A 22,475-nucleotide genomic window follows, 5' to 3' on the forward strand; every position below is an offset into this window, starting at 1 on the left:
GGCCACCAGACGGCGTGCGGGCAGTCGGTGGCTCGCCACTGAGTCGCCGCGGCGTCATATCGGCAGCACGACCGCGGTGACGAATTCGTTGCGCAGCCAGCCGATGAACACCGCCCACACACCGCTGACCAGCGCCGCACCCACCAGGATCAGCATGACACCACCGGCGATTTGAATAGTCCTGGAATGTCGGCGCAACCAACCGACACCGCGCAAGGCCTTCGCGGAGCCGAAGCCGAGAACGATGAACGGTGATCCGAGTCCGACGCAGTAGGCAACGATCAGCGCCACGCCGCGCGCGGCGGTCGTGCCTTCGGTTCCGGCGGCGACCGAGAGGACTCCCGCAAGAGTCGGCCCCAGACAGGGCGTCCACCCCAACCCGAACACTCCCCCGAGCAAGGGCGCTCCGGCAAGCGAGGATATCCGCAACGGGGCGAAGCGGGTGTCCTTCTGCAGCGCCGGGATGAGCCCGACAAAGGTCAGACCCATCACTATCGTGACCACACCACCGATGCGCTGGAGCAGATCCTCGTTGATCCGCAACGCTCCGATCACCCCGAACACCGACGCGGTGGCAAGGACGAACACCACGGTGAATCCGGCGACGAACAACGCCGCCGCACCGGCCACCCGCCAGCGGTCTGCGCCCGAGCCCGGCTCATCGGCACCGCCGGGTGAGGTGCTGGCGCCGGAAACACCAGCGAGGTAAGACAGATACCCGGGCACCAGCGGGACAACACACGGCGACGCGAACGAGACCAGCCCGGCGAGTATGCAGGCGGCGAGCGCGAGCAGCAGTGGCCCGGTCGCGGCGGCGGTCTGAAAACTGGTGCCTATCCCCTGGGCGAGCGCCGTCATCGTCGCGCCGCCACACGCTCGATCACCGGTTGCAGATCCTCTGCCAGCAGGGCACGCAGGAACACGGCCGCTACCCGGTGCTGCCGATCCAGAATCAAAGTGGACGGGATGACGCTGGTGGGATAGCTGCCGCCGAGCGCGATCAGCGTCCGCATCGAGGGGTCATAAATCGACGGATAGCCGACTTTGTAGTCGATGACGAAATCCTGGGCTTTGTCACGCTGCGGATCACGGACATTTATCCCCAGAAACTGCACTCCCATGTCCTTGGTGGCCGCATATACGCGTTCGAGGTCGTCGGCTTCAGCACGGCACGGCCCACACCATTGACCCCACAGGTTGATCACCACCACCTGCCCGGCGTAGTCGGCCACGGACACAACCTTGTCTTCGGCCATGAGGTCGGGCCCCGACAGGGCCCCGATCTGCCCGCGAGCCTCCGGCGGATCGTAGAAGATGTCTGTCTGCCCGCCCGGTGAAACGAAGTCGAACGTGCCACCACCAGTCGCGACCGAATCGGAGCCCGCAGCGCAACCGGTCACGGCGATCACCGAGCAGATGCCAAGGGCGAGCACGGCGATAAACTGGGATCGCCGAACGTGTGTTGGGGTGGGTCGTGCGGTCGTTCGCGTGCCTTGTCGCTGGATCATCGGGTCATCTCACTGATCGCGGCCCGAATCTGGGCGGGGTTGTCGAATACAGCGGGTGTAGTGATGCGCGCGACCGAACCATCCTGCTGGACAAGGAAACTCAGCGGCAGCACCGGGGGCGCGGACAATGCCCCGCGCACGTCGCCGGAATCGACGAATGACGGATAGTCGGTGCCCAGGGCTGTCAGTAGATCCAGGGCAGCGACGGGGTTGTCTTGCACGTTGATCCCCACGACGCGAACCGAACCGGGCTCGTTCGCGTACGCATCGAGCACGGGAATCTCTTCCCGACACGGCCCGCACCAAGATGCCCAGAGATTGATCAAGGTCGGCTCGCCGGTCAGCGCGGCGCCGAGGTCGACGGTGTCGGTCGACCCGAGACACCGCGCCGAGACACCGCGCAAGTCGGCGTCGGCCTGCGGCGCTACGGCGGTAGTCGGGCAACGCCGCAGCTGTGCCAAGCCCGCGTGACCCACCTCGGGAGCGTTTGCGGCGGAGCCGGTGACTGCATCCGCCGAAACACCCGGTTGCCCGGATCGGGTCTGCGACGAAGTCGATCGCGGCCAGATCGCCACGATCAACGCGACAATTACCAACAGGCCAACGACCACCCCACGAGCACCCGGCTGCACGCGCGACAACTTCTCCATCACCACCACCTGTCTACTATGCATCGTAGTAGACAGGTGGGTGGCACGGACCGGCGCCCACGTTCACAACAGCGTGCTCCAGTAGCTCCAGAAGCGGATGCCGATCAACGACACGATCGTGAGAGACCAGACGGTGACAACGACGCCGTGGTAATCGGCCGTGACGTCGGCCAGTCGCCGGCCAGCGGCGGGGACAGGCAGATCACCCACCACGAGGTTGCGCAGGGTGACGTAGCCGAAGATCGGGATCGTCACTGCCCACACCACCATGCAGTACGGGCACAGGGCCCCGATGCTGTATAGCGTGTGGTAGATCAACCAGTGCACGAACACGACACCGAAGCTGACACCGGCCTGTAGTCCCAGCCAGAACCAGCGCTGGAACCGTGCTCCGGACAGCAGCCCGGCACCCACAGTGGTGACCACCGCGAACCCGGCGATCCCCAGCACAGAATTGGGGAGACCGAACGCCGCCGCCTGCGGGCTGTCCATGACCGACCCGCAGGACACGATGGGGTTCAGACTGCAGCTCGGCACATAGGCGGGATCCCGCAGTCGCGCCATCTTCTCCACTGTGAGCACACTCGCAGCCACCGTGCCGAGGAGACCACCGATCAGCAACAGCCAGGGCAGCAGCCGCGGGAACGGGTCCCGATAGTCCCTTCTCCGAGTCGGCGTGGCGATGCTTGCCTCACTTGGCGAGTGCGGCATCGATGGCCTCGATGAAGTCTTCGGCGGAGCGCGGTTGGAGTTTGACACCGTCGAGGAAGAAGGTGGGCGTTCCCTGCACACCGAGGGTTCGGCCGTCGGCGACGTCGTCCTTGATTCGTTGCAGGGTGGCAGGATCGCTGTAGGCGGAGTCCCATTGCGTCATGTTCAACCCGAGCTCGCTGGCGAAGCCACGGAAGACGTCGTCCTTCGGAACGCGCTGCTCGGCCCACTCGGACTGTGTTTCATACATCTTCTTGTACATCGCCTCGAACGCACCCTGCCCGGCGGCGGCCTCCACTGCACGTGCCGCGCGTTCGGCGTTGAAGTGCGACGGGATCGGGAAGTAGCGCACGACGAATGTCACTCGCCCGCTGTAGGTTTCGCGAAGTTGCTCGACGAAGGGAAACGCTGCGCCGCAGGCCTCGCATTCGAAGTCGAGAAATTCCACCAGCGTGACCTTGCCGTCGCCGACGGGACCGACCCGATGACTGTTGTCGCGGACGAGCACGCTCTGAATGTCGGCCCCCGCGTCGGGCTGGTCCTTCTCGGAGCCGGAGTTGATCGCGACGATCACGGCGGCCACCGCGACGAAGACGGCAACGATCACTGCCGAGATCATCAAGTTTCGCGTTCGGCGAGAGGCTCGTTTGTCCGGGGTTGACGTGTTCATACGCTGGGCCTCGCCAGCCTTGCTCTGCCTTTGCGGCATGTCGGTTCCTTACTGTTTTCCGAAAGCGGGAATGTCGGACGGGTCTCGGTGCGCGCGGTTTCCCGCCATAGAGGGCGCATCCGATGCCGACGACAGAGGCCGCTCGCTATGGATGACGGTGATGGGCAGTTTGCCGTGCGTCGAACACGACACGGCCGCGTCAAGCAGTTGCCCCGAATGGTGCGTCGGCGGTGCCGACTGCGGATGCCGACAACACGCGGACGCACCGAGAGAAGGCCTGCTCCTATGTGCGCAACACGCAGAGCATGGCCAAGCTGTGCGCGTGGCAGCGCCGCTGAATGTTGCGCGGGCGCGGCCCCGCGCGTGCCGGTACAACAAGGATCGGACGGGCGCGGGCCTGCCGAGCCACGGCGAACAACACGCTCAGGAGCAGAATCACACACAGCCCGAGCACTCCGACCGGAGCCTCCGGCCCCAACACGGCGCCGGCGAGAAGATCAGCGCCAGCGTCGAGGTCGCCCGCCACTTCCGACGCTGACGGCGCAGAAGTGCCCTCATCGCTGACAGCAGCTGACGACACATTGATGGTCGCGCACCGCATGTCATGACCGAAGGCGCGAACCTCATCCGCGCACGGTGAAGTCTGCATCATCGCCAGTCCCATCAGAGCTGCCAACACCGCGGTCAACCGCGCGAGTCCCACTCGCACAGCTACACCGCGACGCCTGCTCTGCACTCCGCCAGGGTAATAGATGATCCGAAACCGCCCAGACGACCGGGCCGACGACTACTCGCGACAGACGACTGCTCAATCAGCGGGCTTTTGCGCCAGAACCCGGAAGGTGACCCCACCGCGGCCGGTGCGACGTGATTCGGAAATCACGAATCCGGCGGCTTCCAGGTAGGGAATCGGGTCACGCAGCAGATGGTCGGCCCCGAACCTGACGCTGATCGGCTCGATCAAGCGCATGAAGAGCCGAGCCGGTGCTGAGGTGGATGGTCCGTGCTCAGCGAGCACGAAAACCCCACCCGGGACCAGCGCCCGGTACGCCTGCGCACAGGCACGTCCCGGGTCGGGAATGGTGCAGAAAGTGTAGGTCGATACCACCGTATCGACGCTCGAGTCAGCAACATCGAGGTCCTGCACGTCACCCAGACGGAGCTGCACCGCGAGATCCTGGCGGTGCGGACGCTGTCGAGCGATATCGAGGACACCTTGGGAGACGTCGACGCCGATGACCCGTTCCACCTCGCTGCCATAGCGGGGCAAGTTCAACCCAGTGCCTACGGCAAGTTCAAGGACCCGTCCCCTGGCATGCCCCACGGCCCAACCACGCGCGCCACCGAGCATAAATCGCTCGAACGCGCCGATCTGGCGGTCGTAACGTGTGGCGTTTCTGTCGAAAACCGCAGCGATGCGGTCGATGCTCGGCTGCTGCATGATGCCTCTGTTCGGTGGTCCGTCGGGTGAGTCCCAGTCTGCGCTGCATCTCCAACAGTCACTATCGGGAAAACCCCTGAACTCTCTAGGTAGCGGCTTGGTGCCGCCAGCGCGTCCAGGTCCCGCGGGGTCGGCGTGGGGCTGATCTGGTCACAGACCCGAGTCCGTCGGTCGGGTTGCGGCGAACACTCGGCCCAGGCGGCGTGAGCGCTCAATGATCGGCGTCCACGTCGTCGCTTTCGTTGAGCACGGTCGTGCATAAGTGCCGCAGTCGCACCGTATGCGGGCCGTCGTAGGCAGCAGCGAGCAGCAACCAGCAGGGCACCCACGCGAACGGGCACGCCGGATCAAGATGCAGGTCGATTTCGGCAGCGATACAGCCCAGTCCCCGGCGGTGGCTCGCATGAACTCGACGATGCCCATGAGGCTGCAGTTGGTTGCCGCGAGTAGGGGGCGGGATGCGCCCGCCAATACCCCCTCGGGTATCTTCGTCTCGACACGAGGTATACCCCCTAGGGTATTTACGAAAGGTGGAATGGTGGACACGAAACTCGCTGTCACCGAACCCGCTCACCACGGCACCGGGCACTCCGGTGCGCTGGGCCGGTGGGGTGCGTTCATGGCTGGCCACACCAAGGCGGTGATCGGGGTGTGGTTGCTGGTGCTGATCGCACTCGGAGCCGCCGCGCCTAGCGTGTTCACCTCTCTGGCCGGGGCGGGATGGCAGGCCAACGGCTCGGAATCGGTACGCGCACGCGAACTGGCCCAGCGACACTTCGGCGGCAATTCCTCGGCCGCGGTGCAGGTGGTGATCCATTCCGAGGCCGCCAGGATCGGCGATCCGGCGATGACCCGTACGGTCGAGCAGGTCACCGCGGTGTTCGCCGGTGACAAGCGGATCGCGCAGGTGATCGCCCCGCAGCCCGGATTCACGATCAGCCCTGATGAGCACACCGGAATCGTGATCGCGGGCGCAAACGCCTCCACCGACGACATGGTCAAGGCCGTCGACGAACACAAGGACGCGTTGAGCGCGCTGTCCCAGGACGGGATCGAGGTCTACCCGACCGGGGCCTCGGCGTTGTGGAGCGATTTCAACGTCGCCAACCACGACGCGATGATCAAGGCCGAGATGTACTCGTGGCCGGTCACTTTGGCGATCATGGTGCTCGCGTTCGGGTCACTGGTCGCTGCCGGGCTGCCGTTGCTGCTGACCCTGGCGGGCCTGGTCGCCTCCGCGGGTGGGCTGGTGTTGCTGAACCAGATCACCCCGATCTCGGTGTGGGCGATGAACTTCGCCATGATGTTCGCCCTGGCCCTGGGCATCGACTACGCGTTGTTCCTGGTGGCTCGCTTCCGCGACGCCCTGGCCCGCACGGGCGATCCCCGCGCCGCGGTCGCCGAGACCATGGACACCGCCGGCAAGGCGGTCCTGCTCTCGGGGTTGACGGTTCTGGTGAGCTTGTCGGCGGTGCTGATCGTGCCCGCCCCCGCGGTGCGGACCATGGCCGTGGGGATCATGCTCGCGGTGGTGTTCGTGCTGGCCGCGACCCTGACCCTGCTGCCCGCCGCGCTCGGAGCGCTCGGTGGCAAGGTCAACGCTGCGGCGTTGCCGTACGCGCGCCGTCAGCAGCACCGCTCCCCGGTGTTCGCACGCTGGGGTCAGATCCTGCACAAGCACCCGTGGCCCCTCGCTGCGGTGGCGCTGACCATCCTGATCGGGTTGGCGATACCGATGTTCGGGCTCAAGACCGCGATGCCCTCGATCACGGTGGTGCCCGCCGAGGCCCCCGTGCGCCAAGGCTATGAACTGATTCAGCAGCAGTTCGGACCTGGAGCCCCGGGCATGCTCTCGATCATCGCTCCCGCCGCCGAGGCCGAGACCACCGCGACCATCGCGCGCGCCAGCGACGGCATCCTCATGCTCACCCCACCCCAGCCCGCCGCCGACGGCGCCGACCTGGTGATGATGCAGGCGATGCCCGCGGTGGATCCGTCCGCACCGCAGATGGCCCAGATCCTGGACCGTCTGCGCGCCGATCTACCCGAGAACGCCGTCGTTGGTGGTGCGGCGGCGGAGAACCTCGACCTGCAACAAGCCCTGAACGACTACCTGCCCATCGTGGTGGCGGTCATCCTGATCCTGGGGTTCGTGCTGTTGCTGATCGCGTTGCGGGCTCCGCTGATCGCGGCCCTGGGCACCCTGGTCAGCTTGCTCTCGACCGCGGCCGCGTTCGGGGTGGCCAAGCTGATCTTCCAGGACGGGCACGGTGCCGGGCTGCTCGGTTTCACCCCGCAAGGGTTCCTGGACGGGTGGGGGCCGGTGTTCTTCTTCGCGATGATCTTCGCCATAGCCATGGACTACACGGTGTTCCTGTTGGCTACCGCCAAGGAGCATTACGAACGCACCGGCGACCCACACGCCGCGCACCTGGACGGGCTGGCGCATTCCGGGCGGGTCATTTTCGCCGCCGCGGCGGTGATGGTGGCGGTGTTCTTCACCTTCGCCCTGGCCGAGCCGCTGCCGCCGAAGGAGATGGGCATCATCCTGGGTGTGGCGGTGCTGCTCGACGCGCTGCTGGTTCGACTGGTATTGCTGCCGGTGATCCTGCGCCTGACCGGGCACGCGGCCTGGTGGAGCCCGGCGTGGTTGCACCGGGTTCTGCCCGCCATCAGCTTCGCCCACCACTGACCCAGCGACACCGACCCCTCTCCCGGATCCTCACTTCAGATACCCCTGGGGGTATTGTGGGGTGAGGATCCGAGAAAGGGACACATCATGATCGGCAACGACGACGAAATCGCGCAGGTCCTCAACCGGCTGCGCCGCGCGCAAGGCCAACTGGCCGGGGTGATCGCCATGATCGAGGCCGGGCGCGACTGCAAGGACGTGGTCACCCAACTCGCCGCGGTCTCCAAAGCCCTCGACCGCGCCGGATTCAAGATCGTCGCCACCGGTCTGCGCGAATGCCTCACCGAAACCCCCGACGGTGAGCGCGCACCCCTCAGCATCGAGGAACTGGAAAAACTCTTCCTCGCCCTGGCCTGACCCCCAACACACGCCCGGGGTCTGGCACTCACCGAAAGGACTCCCGCCGATGGCACTGCCACCGCGACCGCGCGAATGGACCATCACCCGCCTCGTCCCGGCCCTGGCCGGAACCCTGGTCCTGCTCAGCGCACTGCTGAGCACGACCCTGTCGCCCTGGTGGTTGATCCTGACCGCCTTGGTCGGGGCGAATCTGCTGCTCTACAGCGCGATGGGCTGGTGCCCGGCCACCCTGGTGATGCGCCGGTTCGGCCTCGCCGACACGTCCTGCCCAACCCCTACCGCCTGACCACTCGTCTCGGATCGGAGCACATGATGGACCTAGCCCTCTCGACGAGCCTGCACACCACCTTCGACGACGCAATCGAACGCACCCGAACCGCGCTGGCCGAGCAAGGATTCGGCATCCTCACCGAGATCGACATGCAAGCCACCCTCAAAGCCAAACTCGGCCACGACATGGAGGACTACCGCATCCTCGGCGCCTGCAACCCGCCCCTGGCCCACCGCGCGGTCGAGACCAACCGCCAGATCGGACTCCTGCTGCCCTGCAACGTGGTGGTCCGCCGCGACCGGACCGACCCCGACACCATCATCGTCGAAGCCATGAACCCTCAACTGATGGTCCAGGTGACCGACCAACCCGCCTTCGACACCGTCGCCGACGAGGCCACCACCCGGCTGCACGCAGCACTGGCCGCGCTGGACTCGACCCGGACCTGACACCTCGCCCAACCCACCGCGGCCAAACGAGTCGCCCGTATCGAGACACCGCCTGACCGGGTGGCTACCGGATCAGCTCGACTCCAGCAACGCGGCGAGATCAGGCGGAGTGGTCATGGTTTGGCGCAATCCGACATCGGCACGGCCGGTGTTGCCTTCCGGGGCGAGCCCGGCCAGCGACCCTGGTGCGGCGAGGATGATCCGGATGACCTGCCCGAAGGCTTCGCGCCGGTCGCGTTGACGTACCGCCAGGGCGAACATGGCGACGTGGTTGGCGGTGTGCAGCCAGGGATCGGGTTGGGACAGGATGTGGGCGCGTTCGAGATGGCTCCAGCGTCGTGCCAGGTCGGTCGTGGTGTTCGCGGCCTGCATCTCTTCGTGGTAGCGGGCACGGGCAGCGTCGGGAATCTTCGCCATGGGGGTGCTCCTTCGTGTTGAGCTGAGCGTCAGGCTTTCTTCGCCTGTTCGGCGGCGCCGAGCACAGCCGTCGCCTCCGGGCTGGGCTGGACGGTGCCGTGACGGGTGAAGGGTTCGGCGAGTTGGGCGAGGTAGCCACTGGGGTAGTCGGGTTTGGCTGCCATGCCGAGGTCTGCGCTGGAGAACCGTCGGTGCGGGTCGTAGCTGTAGGTGCGCAGCAGGTGATCCCAGATCAGGGTGAACAACCCGAAGTTGACGTCACCGATACCTGCCCATTTGAGGTGGTGGAAACGGTGGCCTTCGTTGAGCGCCAGAACGTATCTGAGCGGGCCGACGCGATAGTCGGCGTTGGAGTGTTGCAGCAACAGTTGCACCGCCACCGCTAGCGATAATGCCGCCGCGACCGGGACCGGGATCCCGACCAGCAGGAGCGGTGTGACTCCGGCGGTCATCTCGACGGTTTGGTGCAGCGGGTGTTTCATGAGGCCGTTGAGGCCGTAGAACCGTTGCACGCTGTGGTGTACGGCGTGGAATCGCCACAGGATCGCGATCTTGTGGCTGGCGTAGTGAGCCAGGGTGATACCGAAGTCGGCGACGAGTATCGCGATCAGCACCTGGACAATGAAAGGCCAACTGCCAGGCCAGATCCCGTCACCAGGAATCAGCGCGGCCAGTGCGGGGATGGCGGCGACGCTGCCCAGGATGAGGGTTTCGTTGACGAAGCCGTGTGCGGTGTCGCGGCCGGTATCACCGTGGGAGGTGTTCCAGTCCGCCCGGTACGGCAGAAGCGCTTCGGCGGTGAACGACACCGCCACCGCGATCCCGAGTAAGGCGAGCAGCCACAGTTTGTTGGCACCGGCGGCGGCCAGGGCGACACCGGCACCGTTGATGCCGAGCAGCATCAACGGCGCATAGCCGAAGCGGACGAGGGCAGAGATGAGCGTGGACACGGATTCAGCTTCGCGCCCAGGCAGTAGGTCGGGCTTGAAGAAATCAGCTGACTCTCCGCGCCGGTGACGTCTCATCGATCAAGCGGATGCCCCGGGTGTCGCACCGAAGTATGGCTACACCCTGGCTACAGTCTCAAGTAACACTTCATTCTTTGAGGTGGCTGTGGCTGGTGTGATCGATGGTGCCGGTTCGGACGCATGATCCGGGCCCGCCATCGTGGTTTCTACTGACGTAGGAGTATTCGTGCCGAACTACACCCGCAAACGAAGCTATGTGCTTCCCCTGGTCGCGGTCGCTGTGGTCGCGGCGCCGGTCGCGGCCGGTTTCCTCGGTGGTGACGGACAGTACCGGTTCTCCAACGACAGTGAAACCGATCGGCTCCGGCCTACTGCGACGACCCAGGTCGGGTTGGCTGGGGCGCCGAGGGTCGTGTTGCCGTTGCGCGAGCTGGCCGGCATGCAGTTACCGGACCTGAAGGTCGCGGATCTTCGGCTCGTGCCCGGCGCCCCGCCGTTGCCGGAGGGTTCCCGGGTCGGGCCGATCGGGTTCGTCACCGACGAGGGGGCTGCGCCGATCTCGGCGCGGACTCCGGCGTTGGATCCAGGTGTGGTGCCCGAGCACTTGGCAGATCGGGTCGGTGCTCAGGTCACCGAGCTCACCAACGGGAGTCATTTCAGCATGGTCGGGTTGACCGCGCCGGATCTCGCGGGTGTCACCACGATGGTGCGGGCCCGCCAACTCGACAGTTCCTGGGGTCCGTGGTTCGAGGCCGGGACCGACGACAGTGTTTCGGCTCGCCGCCCCGGTCCGGGGCGCATGCAGGGTAGCGAACCGGTCTATGTCGGTGACACCGACGCGGTGCAAATCCTGAGCACGCGCAAGCTAACCGACACAGCGGAGCCCGGATCACGGGGACCGGCCCCGGTCGCGGGCCCGGACCATCTCGGTCCCGCAGTCCCGCAGATGAGCGCGGTGTTGCTCGATCCCGGCCGTAGTGAGGAGAACCTGTCGGCGATCGCGGCACCGCTGGCTGGTGGCGGGCCACGGGTGATCAGCCGCGCGCAGTGGGGCGCCGACGAATCGATCCGGTGTGAGGATCCGACCTACGACGACGGCCTGGGCGGGATCGTGGTGCATCACACCGCGGGCCGCAACGACTACAGCAAGGCCGAGTCCGCGGCGATCGTGCGCGGGATCTACGCCTACCACGCCGAAACGTTGGGCTGGTGCGATATCGGCTACCACGCACTGGTGGACAAATACGGCCAGATCTTCGAAGGCCATTTCGGCGGTTTGGACGAGCCAGTGCAGGGCGCGCACACCGGTGGTTTCAACGAAAACACCGCTGGAGTGGCGTTCATGGGCAATCACGAATCCGAGGACCCGACCCAGGCGGCGATCACCGCGATGGGTCAGTTCGTCGGATGGCGTGCTCGCGTCGCGGGTTTGGATCCGCGGGGGACCACCACGATGATCTCCGAGGGCACCGAGTTCACTCCGTATGGCGAGGGTGAACAGGTGCAGTTACCGGTGGTGTTCTCTCATCGCGATGTCGGTAACACCACCTGCGCCGGGGATGCCGCCTATGCGCTGATGGACCGTATCCGTTCGATCGCTGCGGGTGTGGGTTCGGGTGCGGGGCCGAGACAGGCTTCGGTGCCGGTGCCCGCGCAACCCGATCCTGATGTTGATGCCGACGTGTCGGCGCTGGCGGCGTTGACGGGCAAGCTGTTGGATCTGGTCGACCACAATATGTTGGCTCGGCGTTGGGTCGATGCCGGTGGACCGCAGGGGCGGCTGGGGTTGGCCGCCTCGGAGCCGGTGCCCACCGCCGAGGGCGGGCAGTATGCCAGGTTCGTCAACGGTTACCTGTTCCAAGCCCCCGACGGTCAGGTCTATGAAGTCGCCGGGCGCATCGGGCAACGGTTCGCCCAGCTCGGCGGGGACAACGGCGTGCTGGGCACGCCGCGCAGCAACGAGTACCCGGTCCCGGGTGGCGTGCGGGTCGATTTCGGTCGCGGGTCGTTGGTGTTCAACGAGGCGACCGGTGTCGTCACCACACTGGGGCTGCCCCAGCCAGGTTCCGATCATCCGAGGCCGCCGGCCACTCCCACGCCGGCAACAGCAGACACTCCACCAGCACCTGCACCGCTACCGGCAGAGCCCGCACAGGTTCCGGCTCCGGCGCTGGCTGATACGCCAGAAGTTGGGCCCGGCGAGGTGCCGGCGGCCGGACCGTGAGGTAGTTCGCGCGCTGCCATCAGCGTGATTCGGTGGTGACTCGCTCGCGTGGGGGTGGTGGCCGCCATCCGGTGGCGACGAGTGCTTCGGTCGGAGAGATGCCGATCAGATCGCGGCAGGTGCGAGTGAGGTGGGCGCTGTCGGCGAACCCCGCTGTGTGCGCGGCTTCGGTGAGGGAACCGCCTTCACGCACGACAGCGAATCCGAGCTGCAGGCGTACCCACCGCCGCCACGCCACATACGGCAATCCCACCTGCGCGGTGAAAATATGGGAGAGGCGGCTCGCCGAAATCCCGATGTCGGCGGCGAGTTCGCCCAGCGAGGGTGGACCTCCCACCCAGCAGGTCGCCCGGCGCAGCGCCTCGGCCACGACAGGGTGCGAGGCCCGGCGCACCGATCTGGTGACCGGACCGCCGCCCGGCGGAGCCGGTAGGGGCGCAGCGACGCTGACCCAGCTGGTGACTGCGTGGCGCGGTTGCCCGCCCAGTCGGGCCAGTGCCGCGTGGGCGGTCACGCTGTCGGGATCGAGGAACGCGAGGAATCCGCTGGTGCCCGGTTCGGTACTGACCTGGTGGACTACACCGGGTGGGATAATCGCGGCGAGCGCGGGCGTGGTGTGTCCGGCCGCGTCGGCGAGGGTCAGTCTCCCTCGTGCGACGAAGAGCACCTGCACGGCGGCGTGCGCGTGGGCAGCTGCGTCGCCGATCTCGCCGGTGAATGTCATGAGCCCGGGAGTCAACGAAACCCCGCCGGACCATCGGTGCTCGGGAGCGCTCACCTCCGCACGCGCCATGTCCGGTCGTTCCCGGACAGCAATCGACAACACGAGCACGGGCACAGACAGGTCACCTCGCGTCCTCCCTCTTGGTGATCTCGTGTGTAAACAGGGTGGTGGGCGGTCAGAGGCCGAACGCGCCGCCGCTGACGAGGATGACAATTCCGAGAACGACCAGAACGAGCGGAAAGAGTATGTGTTCCCACCGCTCCAAGATCTCGGCAATGCCCTTGCGGGTGGTGAGGAACTTCGCGGCGAGCACCAACACCCCGACCAACAGCAGGAACACGACCGAGTAGGCGAAAATCGCCGCCGTTCCCACGGTGGCGAAGACAGGGACATAGACGCCGATGTTGTCGCCTCCGTTGGCGAAGGTCACCGCGGCAACCGTCCACACCGCCACCTTCTTGCCCTCGACCCGATCGTCGTCGTCGTGGTTTCGCCACGCTCGCCATGCGGCGAGCAAACCGAGCAGCAGCGGTATCAGCCCGAAGTAGGCGATAGCGTGTTCCGGCAGCAACGCGGTCACACCGAGCGCGACGAGGATGGACGCGGCGAGGATCGCGCCGAAACCGAGATATTGCCCCGTTGCGATGGCGAGGGTGGTTCCGCGAGTCCCCGCGCCGCGGGCGAAGAACAGGGACAGCACGATGATGTCGTCGATGTTGGTCACCAGGAAGAGCCCGATGGCCTGCAAGATCGTGGTAACCATTGGCGTGGAGGCCTTTCTCGGGGAGCACACAGTGATTGGGCGGACGTGCGTTGTCGGGCTGCACCCTCGCGGCTGGCTACCGACTGTCTACCTCATCGCGGGCTGGGCGCCGGTGATGTTCGCCCCGGCGAGGGTGTCTGTTTGGGGAGCTTGGCGGCGATGGCCGCGGCGAGCAGGGCGCTGACAGCGGCGCTGGCCAGGAACACCGCAGATATAGCTTCGGTGTAGGCGTGGGCGCTGGTGGCGGTAAGGTCGGCACCAGCTGGGTCAGGAAGCCCGGTCGCGACCAGTTGTGCTCCAGCGATGTTGTCGCGTGCCGCGCCGACCACGGCCTCGGGTAGCCCGTTCAGGTGGGGGTCGAGGTCGCGGGTGTAGACGACGGTGAGCAGGGTGCCCAGGATGGCGACGCTGAACGCGGCCCCGACCTGTCGGATGGCCATCAGCAAACCGGCTCCCGCGGCGCTGCGGTGTTCGGGCAAGCTCGCCATGACCGCGTCGACCGCCGGTGCCAACGCCAGCCCTGCGCCCAAGCCGATAACCGCGAGGCACGTCGCCACATAGCCGTAGCCGGTGTCAACGGTGATACGGGACGCGAGCACGAAACCAGCTGACGCGATTACCATTCCGGTGACGATCGGGACTTTCGCGCCGACGCGGGTGACGATCTTGTCGACCGCGGCCGCGGCGACGATGATCGCCAGCACCAACGGAACCAAGCGCAGTCCGGTGCCGAAGGCGTCGTGATGGCGCAGGATCTGCAAGTATTGCGGCAGCACGAACAGCACTCCGACAAGGGTGAAGGTCCCCGCAGTAGCGGCCAGGGTGGGCCAGGTGAAGGCGGGATCGGCGAACAGTGCCAGATCGACCAGAGGGTGGCGGGCCCGCCGTTCCCACATCACAAATCCCACGATCAGCACCACACCGGCTGTGAGAGTGGCGAGCACGATGGGGTCGGCCCACCCGTACTCGGGTGCTTGGATGACGGCGAACACCACCGCCGCCGTACCGGGCACGGCGGTGACGATCCCGAGCCAGTCCAGCGGCGGTGCGTCCGGATCGGCCGACTCGGGCACCAACACCATGCAGGCAACCACAGCGGCGACACCGACCGGGACGTTGATGAGAAACACCGAGCCCCACCAGAAGTGCTGCAAAAGCCAGCCTCCGACGATCGGGCCCAGCGGCAAACCGACGCCCAGTGCGCCCACCCACACCGCGATCGCGCGACGACGCTGGTCTGGACCGAACAGCGTCGGCAGGATCCCGAGTGAAAGCGGCACGATGATCGCGGCTCCGATGCCCATGACCGCGCGGGCGGCGATCAGCGAACCGGTGGACCCGCTGTAGGCGGCCCATGCCGACGCGGCGACAAAGGCGACCAGACCTACCAGCAGCAGCCGTTTGCGGCCGTAGCGGTCGCCGAAGCCACCGGCGGGCAGCATCAGCGCGGCGAAGACCAGCGTGTAGGCGTTGACGATCCACTGCAGCTGGGTGGTGCTCGCGCCCAGGTCTTGCGCCAGGGTAGGCAGGGCGACGTTGAGGACCATCAGGTCCAGCCCCACGGTGAGCAGGGCCACGACCAGCGCCGCCAACCCTGCCCACCGACGCGATGGGCTCGGTTCAGTCCCGATTGCCGGTGTGGCGATCGGGTGAGAGTTGTTCTCGCTCATCGGAGTTTCCGATCAGGGTGGTGATGATCAGGGCGGTCGCGCCGAGCACGATGAAGGTGTCGGCCAGGTTGAAGGTGGGCCACCAGCCGGTATGCAGATAGTCGGTGACCAGCCCGTCGGGGGCTCGGTCAATGACATTGGCAGCGGCACCACCCAAAATTGCGGCGAGTGCGACCCGGGTGAACAAGTTCGCGCGCGGTGCGACAACCCATCCGGCCACCGCGACCGCCGTGGTGATCACCGTGGTGATCGACAGCATCACCCAGGTCGGTGCGTCGGCGGCGATCGAGAACGCGGCGCCGGGGTTGAACGCCAACCGCAGATCCACCGGCCCCGCCTCGATCGGCGACCCGTCCAGCGCGGTCTGCGCCCATGCTTTGAGCGCGAGGTCGATCCCGGCGAACACGGCTGCGGCTGCGGCCCACCGCAGTCGCCGCCCCCACCGCGAAACGGTGGGAGCAGACGACGAGGTGGCGATCACGCGGAGGCTCCGGCCAGCGCCGGGGCGGGCTTTGCCGTCGAATCGGGCAGCGAGGCCAGGGACTTCGTGCGTCCTGCGCGGACACCGTTGGCGATCACGACGATCTCGGCGAGCTCGTGGACCAGCACCACCGCCGCCAATCCGAGGATTCCGAACAGTGCCAGCGGGATCAGGATCGTGATCAGCCCCAGCGACAAGCCGACGTTCTGCAACATGATCCGCCGGGCCCGGCGGGCGTGCTCGAGCGCGCGCGGCAGGTGCCGCAGGTCCTCCCCCATCAGCGCCACGTCGGCGGTCTCGATGGCGACGTCGGTGCCCATCGCGCCCATCGCCACACCGAGGTCGGCGGTGGCCAGGGCGGGGGCGTCGTTGACGCCGTCGCCGACCATCGCGGTGAACCGGTCGGTACGCAGTTCGGCCACGATGCGGGCCTTGTCTTCCGGGCGCAGGTCCGCGTGCACGTCTTCGATCCCGGCCTCGGCGGCCAGCGCGGCGGCAGTGCGCGCGTTGTCGCCGGTGAGCATCGACACGCGAATACCCAGGGCATGCAACCGGTCGATGACCTCACCCGCCTCTGGACGCAGTTCATCGCGCACAGCGATCGCACCGATCACCTGGCCGTCGAGCTCGATCAGCACCGCAGTCGCCCCCGCGTGCTGCATCCGCTCCACATCGGCAGCCAGCGCACCGGGTTCTATCCAGCCCGGGCGGCCCAGTCGTGCCGCCCGGCCGTCGACCAGACCGGTCAACCCGGCGCCGGTGACGGCCTCGACGTCGGTCGCGGGAGCGAAGGTGTCGACGGCGGCGAGGATGGCACGAGCGAGGGGATGCTCACTGCGCGATTCCAGCGCCGCGGCGACACCGAGCACAGTTTCCTGATCGACGCCGGTGACCGTCGAGATCTCGACGACAGCGGGCTTGTTCGCGGTCAGCGTGCCGGTCTTATCGAGCGCGACCTCACGCACCCGACCCATCGCCTCGAGCGCGGCGCCGCCCTTGACCAGCACACCCAACTTGCTCGCAGCACCGATCGCGGCCACCACGGTGACCGGTACCGAGATCGCGAGCGCACACGGTGACGCCGCGACCAAGACGACCAGCGCGCGTTCGATCCAGGTGACCGGATCGCCGAAGAGCGCACCGATCACCGCGATCGCGGCGGCCGCGATCATGATGCCGGGCACCAGCGGTTTGGCGATCTTGTCCGCCAAGCGTTGGGCGTCACCCTTGCGGGCCTGCTCGGCCTCCACGATCCGTACGATCCGCGCCAAAGAGTTGTCCTCAGCGGTCGTGGTGACCTCGACGGTCAGCACGCCGGTGCCGTTGATAGACCCCGCGAACACCTCCGCACCCGGCCCTGCCTCCACCGGTACCGATTCGCCGGTGATCGCCGAAACATCCAGCGCGCTACGGCCTTCGACGATCACGCCGTCGGTGGCGACACGCTCGCCGGGGCGAACCAGCATCCGGTCCCCCACCCGCAGCTCCGCCGGGCTGATCACGGTTTCAGTGCCGTCACGCAGCACGGTGGCCCGGTCGGGGACCAGGTTCAGCAGCGCGCGCAGACCGCGGCGAGTGCGGGCGACCGCGTACTCCTCGAGGCCCTCGCTGATGGAGAACAGGAACGCCAGCATCGCGGCTTCGCCGACCTCGCCCAGGATCACCGCACCGATCGCGGCGATCGTCATCAGCGTGCCGACCCCGATCTTGCCCTTGGCCAACCGTTTGAACGTCGACGGGACAAAGGTGTAGGCACCGACCAGCAGTGCGGCGATCTCCAAACCCAACTCCACGGGGCGTGGGCCGCCGGTCCAGCCAACGATCAGTGCCGCCACCAGCAGCACACCGGCAACTGCGGCAGCGCGCAGTTCACTGACCTCCCAGAGCTTTTCGGGTTCCCGCTCCTCGGTCTCGCCGTCTGCGGTGGGTTCGTCGTGGCCGCAGCCGCACGCGTCGCTCACGCTCGCACCTCCGCAGTGGTCTCCGTCGTCGGGGAGGTGGCGTCGGTGCCGTAGTTCGGGCACAACGCCACCGCGTTACCGGTCGCCGCGAGCAGGGTCTCCGCCGAGGCGAGCAGATCCATCAGCTCAGGACGGGCCAGACTGTAGAACACCTGCCTGCCCTGCGGACGACCCACCACCAGCCCACAGTCACGCAGGCACGCCACATGCGCCGACACCGTCGACTGCGCCAGACCGAGCCCGGCCATCAGATCCGCGACCCGCGCTTCCCTGGACGCCAACCGCTGGACAATCGCCAACCGCGTCCCATCCGAGAGGCTGTGGAACAACGCCACCGCCGGATCCAAGCCCTGCGTCTCGACGAGGCAACCCTCGCCCTCATTAATCGCCATACGACGATGATAGCGGCAGAGGGTATTGATATCGACCGCTTGCGTGATTAATCTCATTTCAACGATCACATCGTCATTTGACGATCAATGGTGATCGGTTACGGAGGGAGAACACGTGAACCAGCAGCGGATCACCGTCACCGAGAGGTCGCGGCAGAAACCACTGCCACCTGGCTCGCCAGGGCTGCTGTATCGGTGGGGCGTTCTCATGGCCCGACGCAGACGCGCGGTCTTGGCGATCTGGGCGCTACTACTGGCGGTGTGTGCGGTGGCCTACCCACTACTCGAAAACCGGCTCGGTGCCATGGACTTCGGCGTCGAAGGCTCCGAGTCCACCGGGGTCGATCGTCTTGTTGCCCAGCACTTTCCACAGTTCGGCGCCGAGCAGGCGGTCATTGTGCTGAGATCCTTTGCCCTCACCGCCGACGACTCCGACTTCCGTGCAGCGGTGACTCACACAGTCACCGCGGCCAAGGAGGTGCCGGGCGTGGTCGATGTCATCGGCCCCTACGACGGGCCGCCCGGATCCCAGATCTCGGCTGATGGGCACGTCGCGATCGCGCTGGTCGGTATCGGCGGCGACATGGCAGAACGCGCGAGGGTCGCCCGCGACCTGCAGGGCGCTATCGCCACCACGGGCGACGACTCCGTCGAGGTGGGACTGACCGGATATTCGGCGGTGCAGAACGCGGCCACCGAACTACAGAACGCCGACCTGGCCCGCGCCGAGGCGATCGGCATCCCGGTCGCCCTGATCCTGCTCGTCCTCGCGCTCGGCGCTCTCGCCGCCGCGGCGGTCCCGATCGGAGTAGCCATCGCGGGATTGCTGACCACTGTCGGGGTGTTGTTCGGTCTCACCACGGTGACCGTGTTCGATTCGCTGACCGTGGCCATGGCCACCATGGTCGGCCTGGGCGTCGGTATCGACTACGCGATGTTCATCGTCAGCCGCTTCCGCGAAGAACTCGCCCATCCCGTGGTCGCCGACCACGCCGCGATCGCGGCCGCGGTCGGCCGCTCACTGGCCACAGCAGGCAAGACGATTCTGGTCTCGGGCCTGGTGGTGATGATCTCGCTCTGCGCATTGATCATCATCCAGGCACCGATCTTCCGTGGCATTGCCATCGGCGTCGCCACCGCTGTCATCAGCATGCTCATCGTCGCCGTCACCCTGCTTCCCGCCCTGCTCGCAGTCCTGGGCCCTGCTGTCAACCGCGGCGCACTCCCGGCCCGCTGGCGCCCCGCCGACAGCGTCACCGACCTTCCTGGTGCCAGCCCGGGTCGCTGGGCGCGCTGGGCGTATCTAGTCATGCGCCGACCGGTCCTGTTCGGCACGGCCGCAGTAGCGGTGCTCGTCATCGCTGCATTCCCGGTATTCGGGATCCGCTACGGCCTCGATATGGGCACCAGCGCCCTCGACGACACCCCCACCGGACGCGCCACCACCGCACTGACCACCAACTTCCCGGCCGGAGCACTCTCACCAGTCGAAATCATCGCCACCGGCCCTGGCGACACCCCACTCAGCGGCGACGCGCCCGAACGGGTCAACCGATTCCTGACCGAGATCGCCGGCGACGAACGCATCGCCACCGTTCTCCCCACCCAACTCAACGACGGACGAGTACTGGCAATGGCGATCCCGTCAGTCGCGTTCGACTCCATGGAGGCCACCAACCTCATTCGCGACCTTCGCACCGCAGCGGCTGACGCGGCCGGAGTCGAGGTCCGCATCGGTGGCAGCACCGCCGAATTCGTCGACCTCTCCGACGAAATGACCACCAAACTGCCGCTCGTCGTCGCCCTCGTGCTGACTGCCTCACTGATTTTCCTCATCGCCGCGTTCCGCAGCATCGCCCTGCCGGTCAAGGCCATCGCGATGAACCTGCTCGCCACCGGCGCCGCCCTCGGCATCACCGTCGCGGTATTCCAATGGGGCCTCGGCGAAAACCTCCTCGACTTCACCAGTCCCGGCTTCGTCCAGGTCTACCTGCCCACCGTCGTGTTCGCCCTGCTGTTCGGCCTCTCGATGGACTACGAGGTCTTCCTCATCCGCCGCATGCGCGAATACTGGGATGCCACCGGCAACAACCAGCACGCAGTCGCTGCCGGACTCACCCACACCGCCCGCCCCATCACCGCGGCCGCCGCGATCATGATCGCCATCTTCGCCAGCTTCCTCACCGCCGACATCCTCGAACTCAAACAACTCGGCCTCGCCCTCGCTGTCGCGGTCTTACTCGACGCCGTCCTGATCCGCCTCGTCCTCGTCCCCGCCCTCATGCGCCTGCTCGGAGACTGGAACTGGTGGCTACCGACCCGGCACCGGATCCGATCCGACACAAGCGCACCCGAAACGTCGGCCGCCGCTGATTAGCACGGCGATCACGACAGGTTGGTGTCTTCGCGTTTGCTGACCGACAGCCGGGCGCGCACGGCCCAATGATCGTCCTCAGCGCCAACGGTCAGTGCGCCACCCGCGAGTTCAGCACGTTCCCGCATTCCGACGAGGCCGTGCCCATGGGGCACCCCATGGGCACGGCCACCGTTGAGCACGACCATCGCGATACCGCCCTCATCACTGCTGATCCGAAACATCACCGGAACGTCGCGATCCGCGTGCTTCATCACATTAGTGAGCGATTCCTGCACCAACCGCAGCAGCGTCAGACGATTGATCGCGTCGAGCCCGCCGAGCTCGGCGTCGATCTGCGCGTCGACGGTGAATCCAGCGCTACGGACGCGGGTAATGGCCGCGGCGATCTCGGTGGCCACCGCATCGCTGTCAACCAAGGCCACCACACCCAGCGCTGGATCGCGTAACCCGGTCAGGAGCCTGCGGATATCGGACAGCGCGTCGGCGGCGGTTGCCCGTACATCGTCGAGCACCCCGACGATGCGCGAATCCGCCCCACGAACAACATGTCCGGCGACCGAGATCCGCAAAATGATCGAAGCCATGTGATGAGCGACCACGTCGTGCAGTTCTCTGGCCATGGCTGCGCGCTCATCGATGCGCGTGCGCGCCTCGGCGTCGGCGGCCTGCCTGCGCAAGTTGTCGGCAAGATCGCGTTGACCACGCAGATACAAGCCCAACAACAACGGAACTCCTGCATAGGCAGCTACTTCGACTGCGATATAGGCACGCCCGATGGAAGTCTCATGCAAACCAACCCGCCCGAGCACGATCGCAGCCGCCCAACCCGCAGCTGCGACCACCACCGTCGCCCATCGATGCGTCCTGGCGATGACGACCACCAGCGCAACCGCACCAAGATAGGGCACCAGCCCCGACACACCCCACGCTGGTGCACGCAGCATCGGCACCGCCAACGACGACAGCACAACCGAGACCACCAACGGCCACCGCGCGACCGCCACGAACACCACTGCGGCGGCCAACGCCAGCAGCCAATAGTAGGTCGGCACCCGGTACTGGCCCGGATACGTGCTGGCCAACAACAGTATCGGGATCAACATCAACGGTAGCCACCGCAACAAACGCTGCAGGTCGCGGCGTGCACGCAAGTCGATCACACGCTCACCGTAGGCGAAGCGCTGCCGAGCAGCTGACAGCGCCGGAGCGACACACTGTTGTCAGCTCTTAACTCACCGCGCGATATGATCGGCACAGGCGGACCGGGGTCGCTAGACCGTGTAGGAATCCACGATGACCAGGCGTTTTCCGGTTGCCCATGTTTTGTGTGTCCTGCCGAGGGCACATCGAACGTCAGGTCTGGGAGGCTTCTTGGCCTCCCCATCCATTTTCGTCCATTGCTCTCTTCGGCTCCACCAGGGAGCGCAGGAGATGAGTAGGAATCAGGTGGCTTTAGACATCGTTGTACAGGACATCAACCATGCCGAGATACACCGCTTCGGTGACGATGCGGACGAGACGCTGTTCGGGCTGTGCGCCGCGCAACCAGACACCAGTCTATTACGGGGTATCTACCGGTACGGCGACACCATGTTCAACCGGTACCAACTCGGCTTGATCCTCGATCAGATCGAGCGGATCGAGGTACGGACCGATGCCGAGCGGCAGGCTGTCGACCTGCTGAGGCGGGTATCGTCGATCGCACTCCGCGCCAACGGATATCTCCTGTTCATCGGCGACTGACGG

Annotated in this window: 22 protein-coding genes; 7 read left to right on the plus strand and 15 right to left on the minus strand. The window is 66.5% G+C overall.

Annotated elements, in window-relative coordinates:
• Nucleotides 1-54: 54 nt before the first annotated feature.
• The 6 genes from K8O92_04990 to K8O92_05015 all read right to left on the minus strand — a co-directional run bounded on the left by K8O92_04990 (nt 55) and on the right by K8O92_05015 (nt 4,980).
• A complete protein-coding gene (locus K8O92_04990) occupies nt 55-858 on the minus strand; it encodes a cytochrome c biogenesis CcdA family protein (GenBank protein ID UAK33340.1) in 804 nt (267 codons plus the stop codon).
• Entirely contained in the window at nt 855-1,508 is a 654-nt protein-coding gene (locus tag K8O92_04995) for a TlpA family protein disulfide reductase (protein ID UAK33341.1), read from the minus strand. Before K8O92_04995 ends, K8O92_04990 begins: the two co-directional genes overlap by 4 nt.
• A complete protein-coding gene (locus K8O92_05000; protein ID UAK35440.1) occupies nt 1,505-2,158 on the minus strand; it encodes a TlpA family protein disulfide reductase in 654 nt (217 codons plus the stop codon). The genes K8O92_04995 and K8O92_05000 overlap by 4 nt, the downstream gene beginning before the upstream one ends.
• 63 nt (nt 2,159-2,221) lie before the next feature.
• The gene (locus K8O92_05005) at nt 2,222-2,869 is read right to left on the minus strand and encodes a vitamin K epoxide reductase family protein (protein ID UAK33342.1); all 648 of its coding nucleotides are present in this window, start codon (nt 2,867-2,869) and stop codon (nt 2,222-2,224) included.
• Nucleotides 2,850-3,488, minus strand: a complete 639-nt coding sequence (locus K8O92_05010; GenBank protein UAK33343.1) for a DsbA family protein — start codon at nt 3,486-3,488, stop codon at nt 2,850-2,852. The genes K8O92_05005 and K8O92_05010 overlap by 20 nt, the downstream gene beginning before the upstream one ends.
• Before the next feature lie 859 nt (nt 3,489-4,347).
• A complete protein-coding gene (locus K8O92_05015) occupies nt 4,348-4,980 on the minus strand; it encodes a methyltransferase domain-containing protein (protein UAK33344.1) in 633 nt (210 codons plus the stop codon).
• 535 nt (nt 4,981-5,515) lie between these two features.
• Between K8O92_05015 and K8O92_05020 the strand changes: the two genes are divergently transcribed.
• The 4 genes from K8O92_05020 (at nt 5,516) to K8O92_05035 (ending at nt 8,752) form a co-directional block, all read left to right on the plus strand.
• Entirely contained in the window at nt 5,516-7,672 is a 2,157-nt protein-coding gene (locus tag K8O92_05020) for an MMPL family transporter (protein ID UAK33345.1), read from the plus strand.
• An 87-nt stretch (nt 7,673-7,759) separates the two neighbouring features.
• Nucleotides 7,760-8,029: a metal-sensitive transcriptional regulator gene (locus tag K8O92_05025; protein ID UAK33346.1), complete on the plus strand. Its 270-nt coding sequence runs from the start codon at nt 7,760-7,762 to the stop codon at nt 8,027-8,029.
• Between the two features lie 49 nt (nt 8,030-8,078).
• Complete coding sequence (locus K8O92_05030) at nt 8,079-8,318, plus strand: DUF2892 domain-containing protein (GenBank protein UAK33347.1); 240 nt, start codon at nt 8,079-8,081, stop codon at nt 8,316-8,318.
• Nucleotides 8,319-8,344: 26 nt separating this feature from the next.
• Nucleotides 8,345-8,752 carry a DUF302 domain-containing protein gene (locus tag K8O92_05035; GenBank protein UAK35441.1) on the plus strand — a complete coding sequence of 136 codons (408 nt, stop codon included), beginning with the start codon at nt 8,345-8,347 and terminating at the stop codon, nt 8,750-8,752.
• 72 nt (nt 8,753-8,824) lie between these two features.
• Here the strand turns inward: K8O92_05035 and K8O92_05040 are convergent, their stop codons facing one another.
• Nucleotides 8,825-9,169: a DUF3703 domain-containing protein gene (locus tag K8O92_05040; GenBank protein UAK33348.1), complete on the minus strand. Its 345-nt coding sequence runs from the start codon at nt 9,167-9,169 to the stop codon at nt 8,825-8,827.
• A gap of 29 nt (nt 9,170-9,198) precedes the next feature.
• Complete coding sequence (locus tag K8O92_05045) at nt 9,199-10,194, minus strand: sterol desaturase family protein (GenBank protein UAK33349.1); 996 nt, start codon at nt 10,192-10,194, stop codon at nt 9,199-9,201.
• Nucleotides 10,195-11,083: 889 nt separating this feature from the next.
• Between K8O92_05045 and K8O92_05050 the strand changes: the two genes are divergently transcribed.
• Nucleotides 11,084-12,361, plus strand: coding sequence for an N-acetylmuramoyl-L-alanine amidase (locus K8O92_05050; protein UAK35442.1), 1,278 nt, complete (start codon nt 11,084-11,086; stop codon nt 12,359-12,361).
• Between the two features lie 19 nt (nt 12,362-12,380).
• On the opposite strand, the gene K8O92_05055 is transcribed toward K8O92_05050, so the two are convergent.
• From K8O92_05055 to K8O92_05080, 6 genes are all read right to left on the minus strand, one after another.
• Nucleotides 12,381-13,154: an AraC family transcriptional regulator gene (locus K8O92_05055; protein UAK35443.1), complete on the minus strand. Its 774-nt coding sequence runs from the start codon at nt 13,152-13,154 to the stop codon at nt 12,381-12,383.
• A gap of 106 nt (nt 13,155-13,260) precedes the next feature.
• Nucleotides 13,261-13,848: a cadmium resistance transporter gene (locus K8O92_05060; protein ID UAK33350.1), complete on the minus strand. Its 588-nt coding sequence runs from the start codon at nt 13,846-13,848 to the stop codon at nt 13,261-13,263.
• A 92-nt stretch (nt 13,849-13,940) separates the two neighbouring features.
• Nucleotides 13,941-15,518, minus strand: coding sequence for an MFS transporter (locus tag K8O92_05065; GenBank protein ID UAK33351.1), 1,578 nt, complete (start codon nt 15,516-15,518; stop codon nt 13,941-13,943).
• On the minus strand, nt 15,469-15,999 hold the full coding sequence (gene lspA / locus K8O92_05070) for a signal peptidase II (protein ID UAK33352.1): 531 nt from the start codon (nt 15,997-15,999) through the stop codon (nt 15,469-15,471). Before lspA ends, K8O92_05065 begins: the two co-directional genes overlap by 50 nt.
• On the minus strand, nt 15,996-17,960 hold the full coding sequence (gene cadA, locus K8O92_05075; GenBank protein ID UAK33353.1) for a cadmium-translocating P-type ATPase: 1,965 nt from the start codon (nt 17,958-17,960) through the stop codon (nt 15,996-15,998). Before cadA ends, lspA begins: the two co-directional genes overlap by 4 nt.
• Complete coding sequence (locus K8O92_05080) at nt 17,957-18,352, minus strand: metalloregulator ArsR/SmtB family transcription factor (protein ID UAK33354.1); 396 nt, start codon at nt 18,350-18,352, stop codon at nt 17,957-17,959. The genes cadA and K8O92_05080 overlap by 4 nt, the downstream gene beginning before the upstream one ends.
• Before the next feature lie 115 nt (nt 18,353-18,467).
• Here K8O92_05080 and K8O92_05085 point away from each other — a divergent pair, with 115 nt between their 5' ends.
• A complete protein-coding gene (locus K8O92_05085; GenBank protein UAK33355.1) occupies nt 18,468-20,729 on the plus strand; it encodes an MMPL family transporter in 2,262 nt (753 codons plus the stop codon).
• Nucleotides 20,730-20,737: 8 nt separating this feature from the next.
• Here the strand turns inward: K8O92_05085 and K8O92_05090 are convergent, their stop codons facing one another.
• Complete coding sequence (locus K8O92_05090) at nt 20,738-21,889, minus strand: two-component sensor histidine kinase (protein ID UAK33356.1); 1,152 nt, start codon at nt 21,887-21,889, stop codon at nt 20,738-20,740.
• A 271-nt stretch (nt 21,890-22,160) separates the two neighbouring features.
• Between K8O92_05090 and K8O92_05095 the strand changes: the two genes are divergently transcribed.
• Entirely contained in the window at nt 22,161-22,472 is a 312-nt protein-coding gene (locus K8O92_05095) for a hypothetical protein (protein ID UAK33357.1), read from the plus strand.
• Nucleotides 22,473-22,475 lie beyond the last annotated feature (3 nt).

The sequence above is a fragment of the Nocardia asteroides genome, assembly GCA_019930625.1.
GTDB lineage: Bacteria > Actinomycetota > Actinomycetes > Mycobacteriales > Mycobacteriaceae > Nocardia > Nocardia sputi.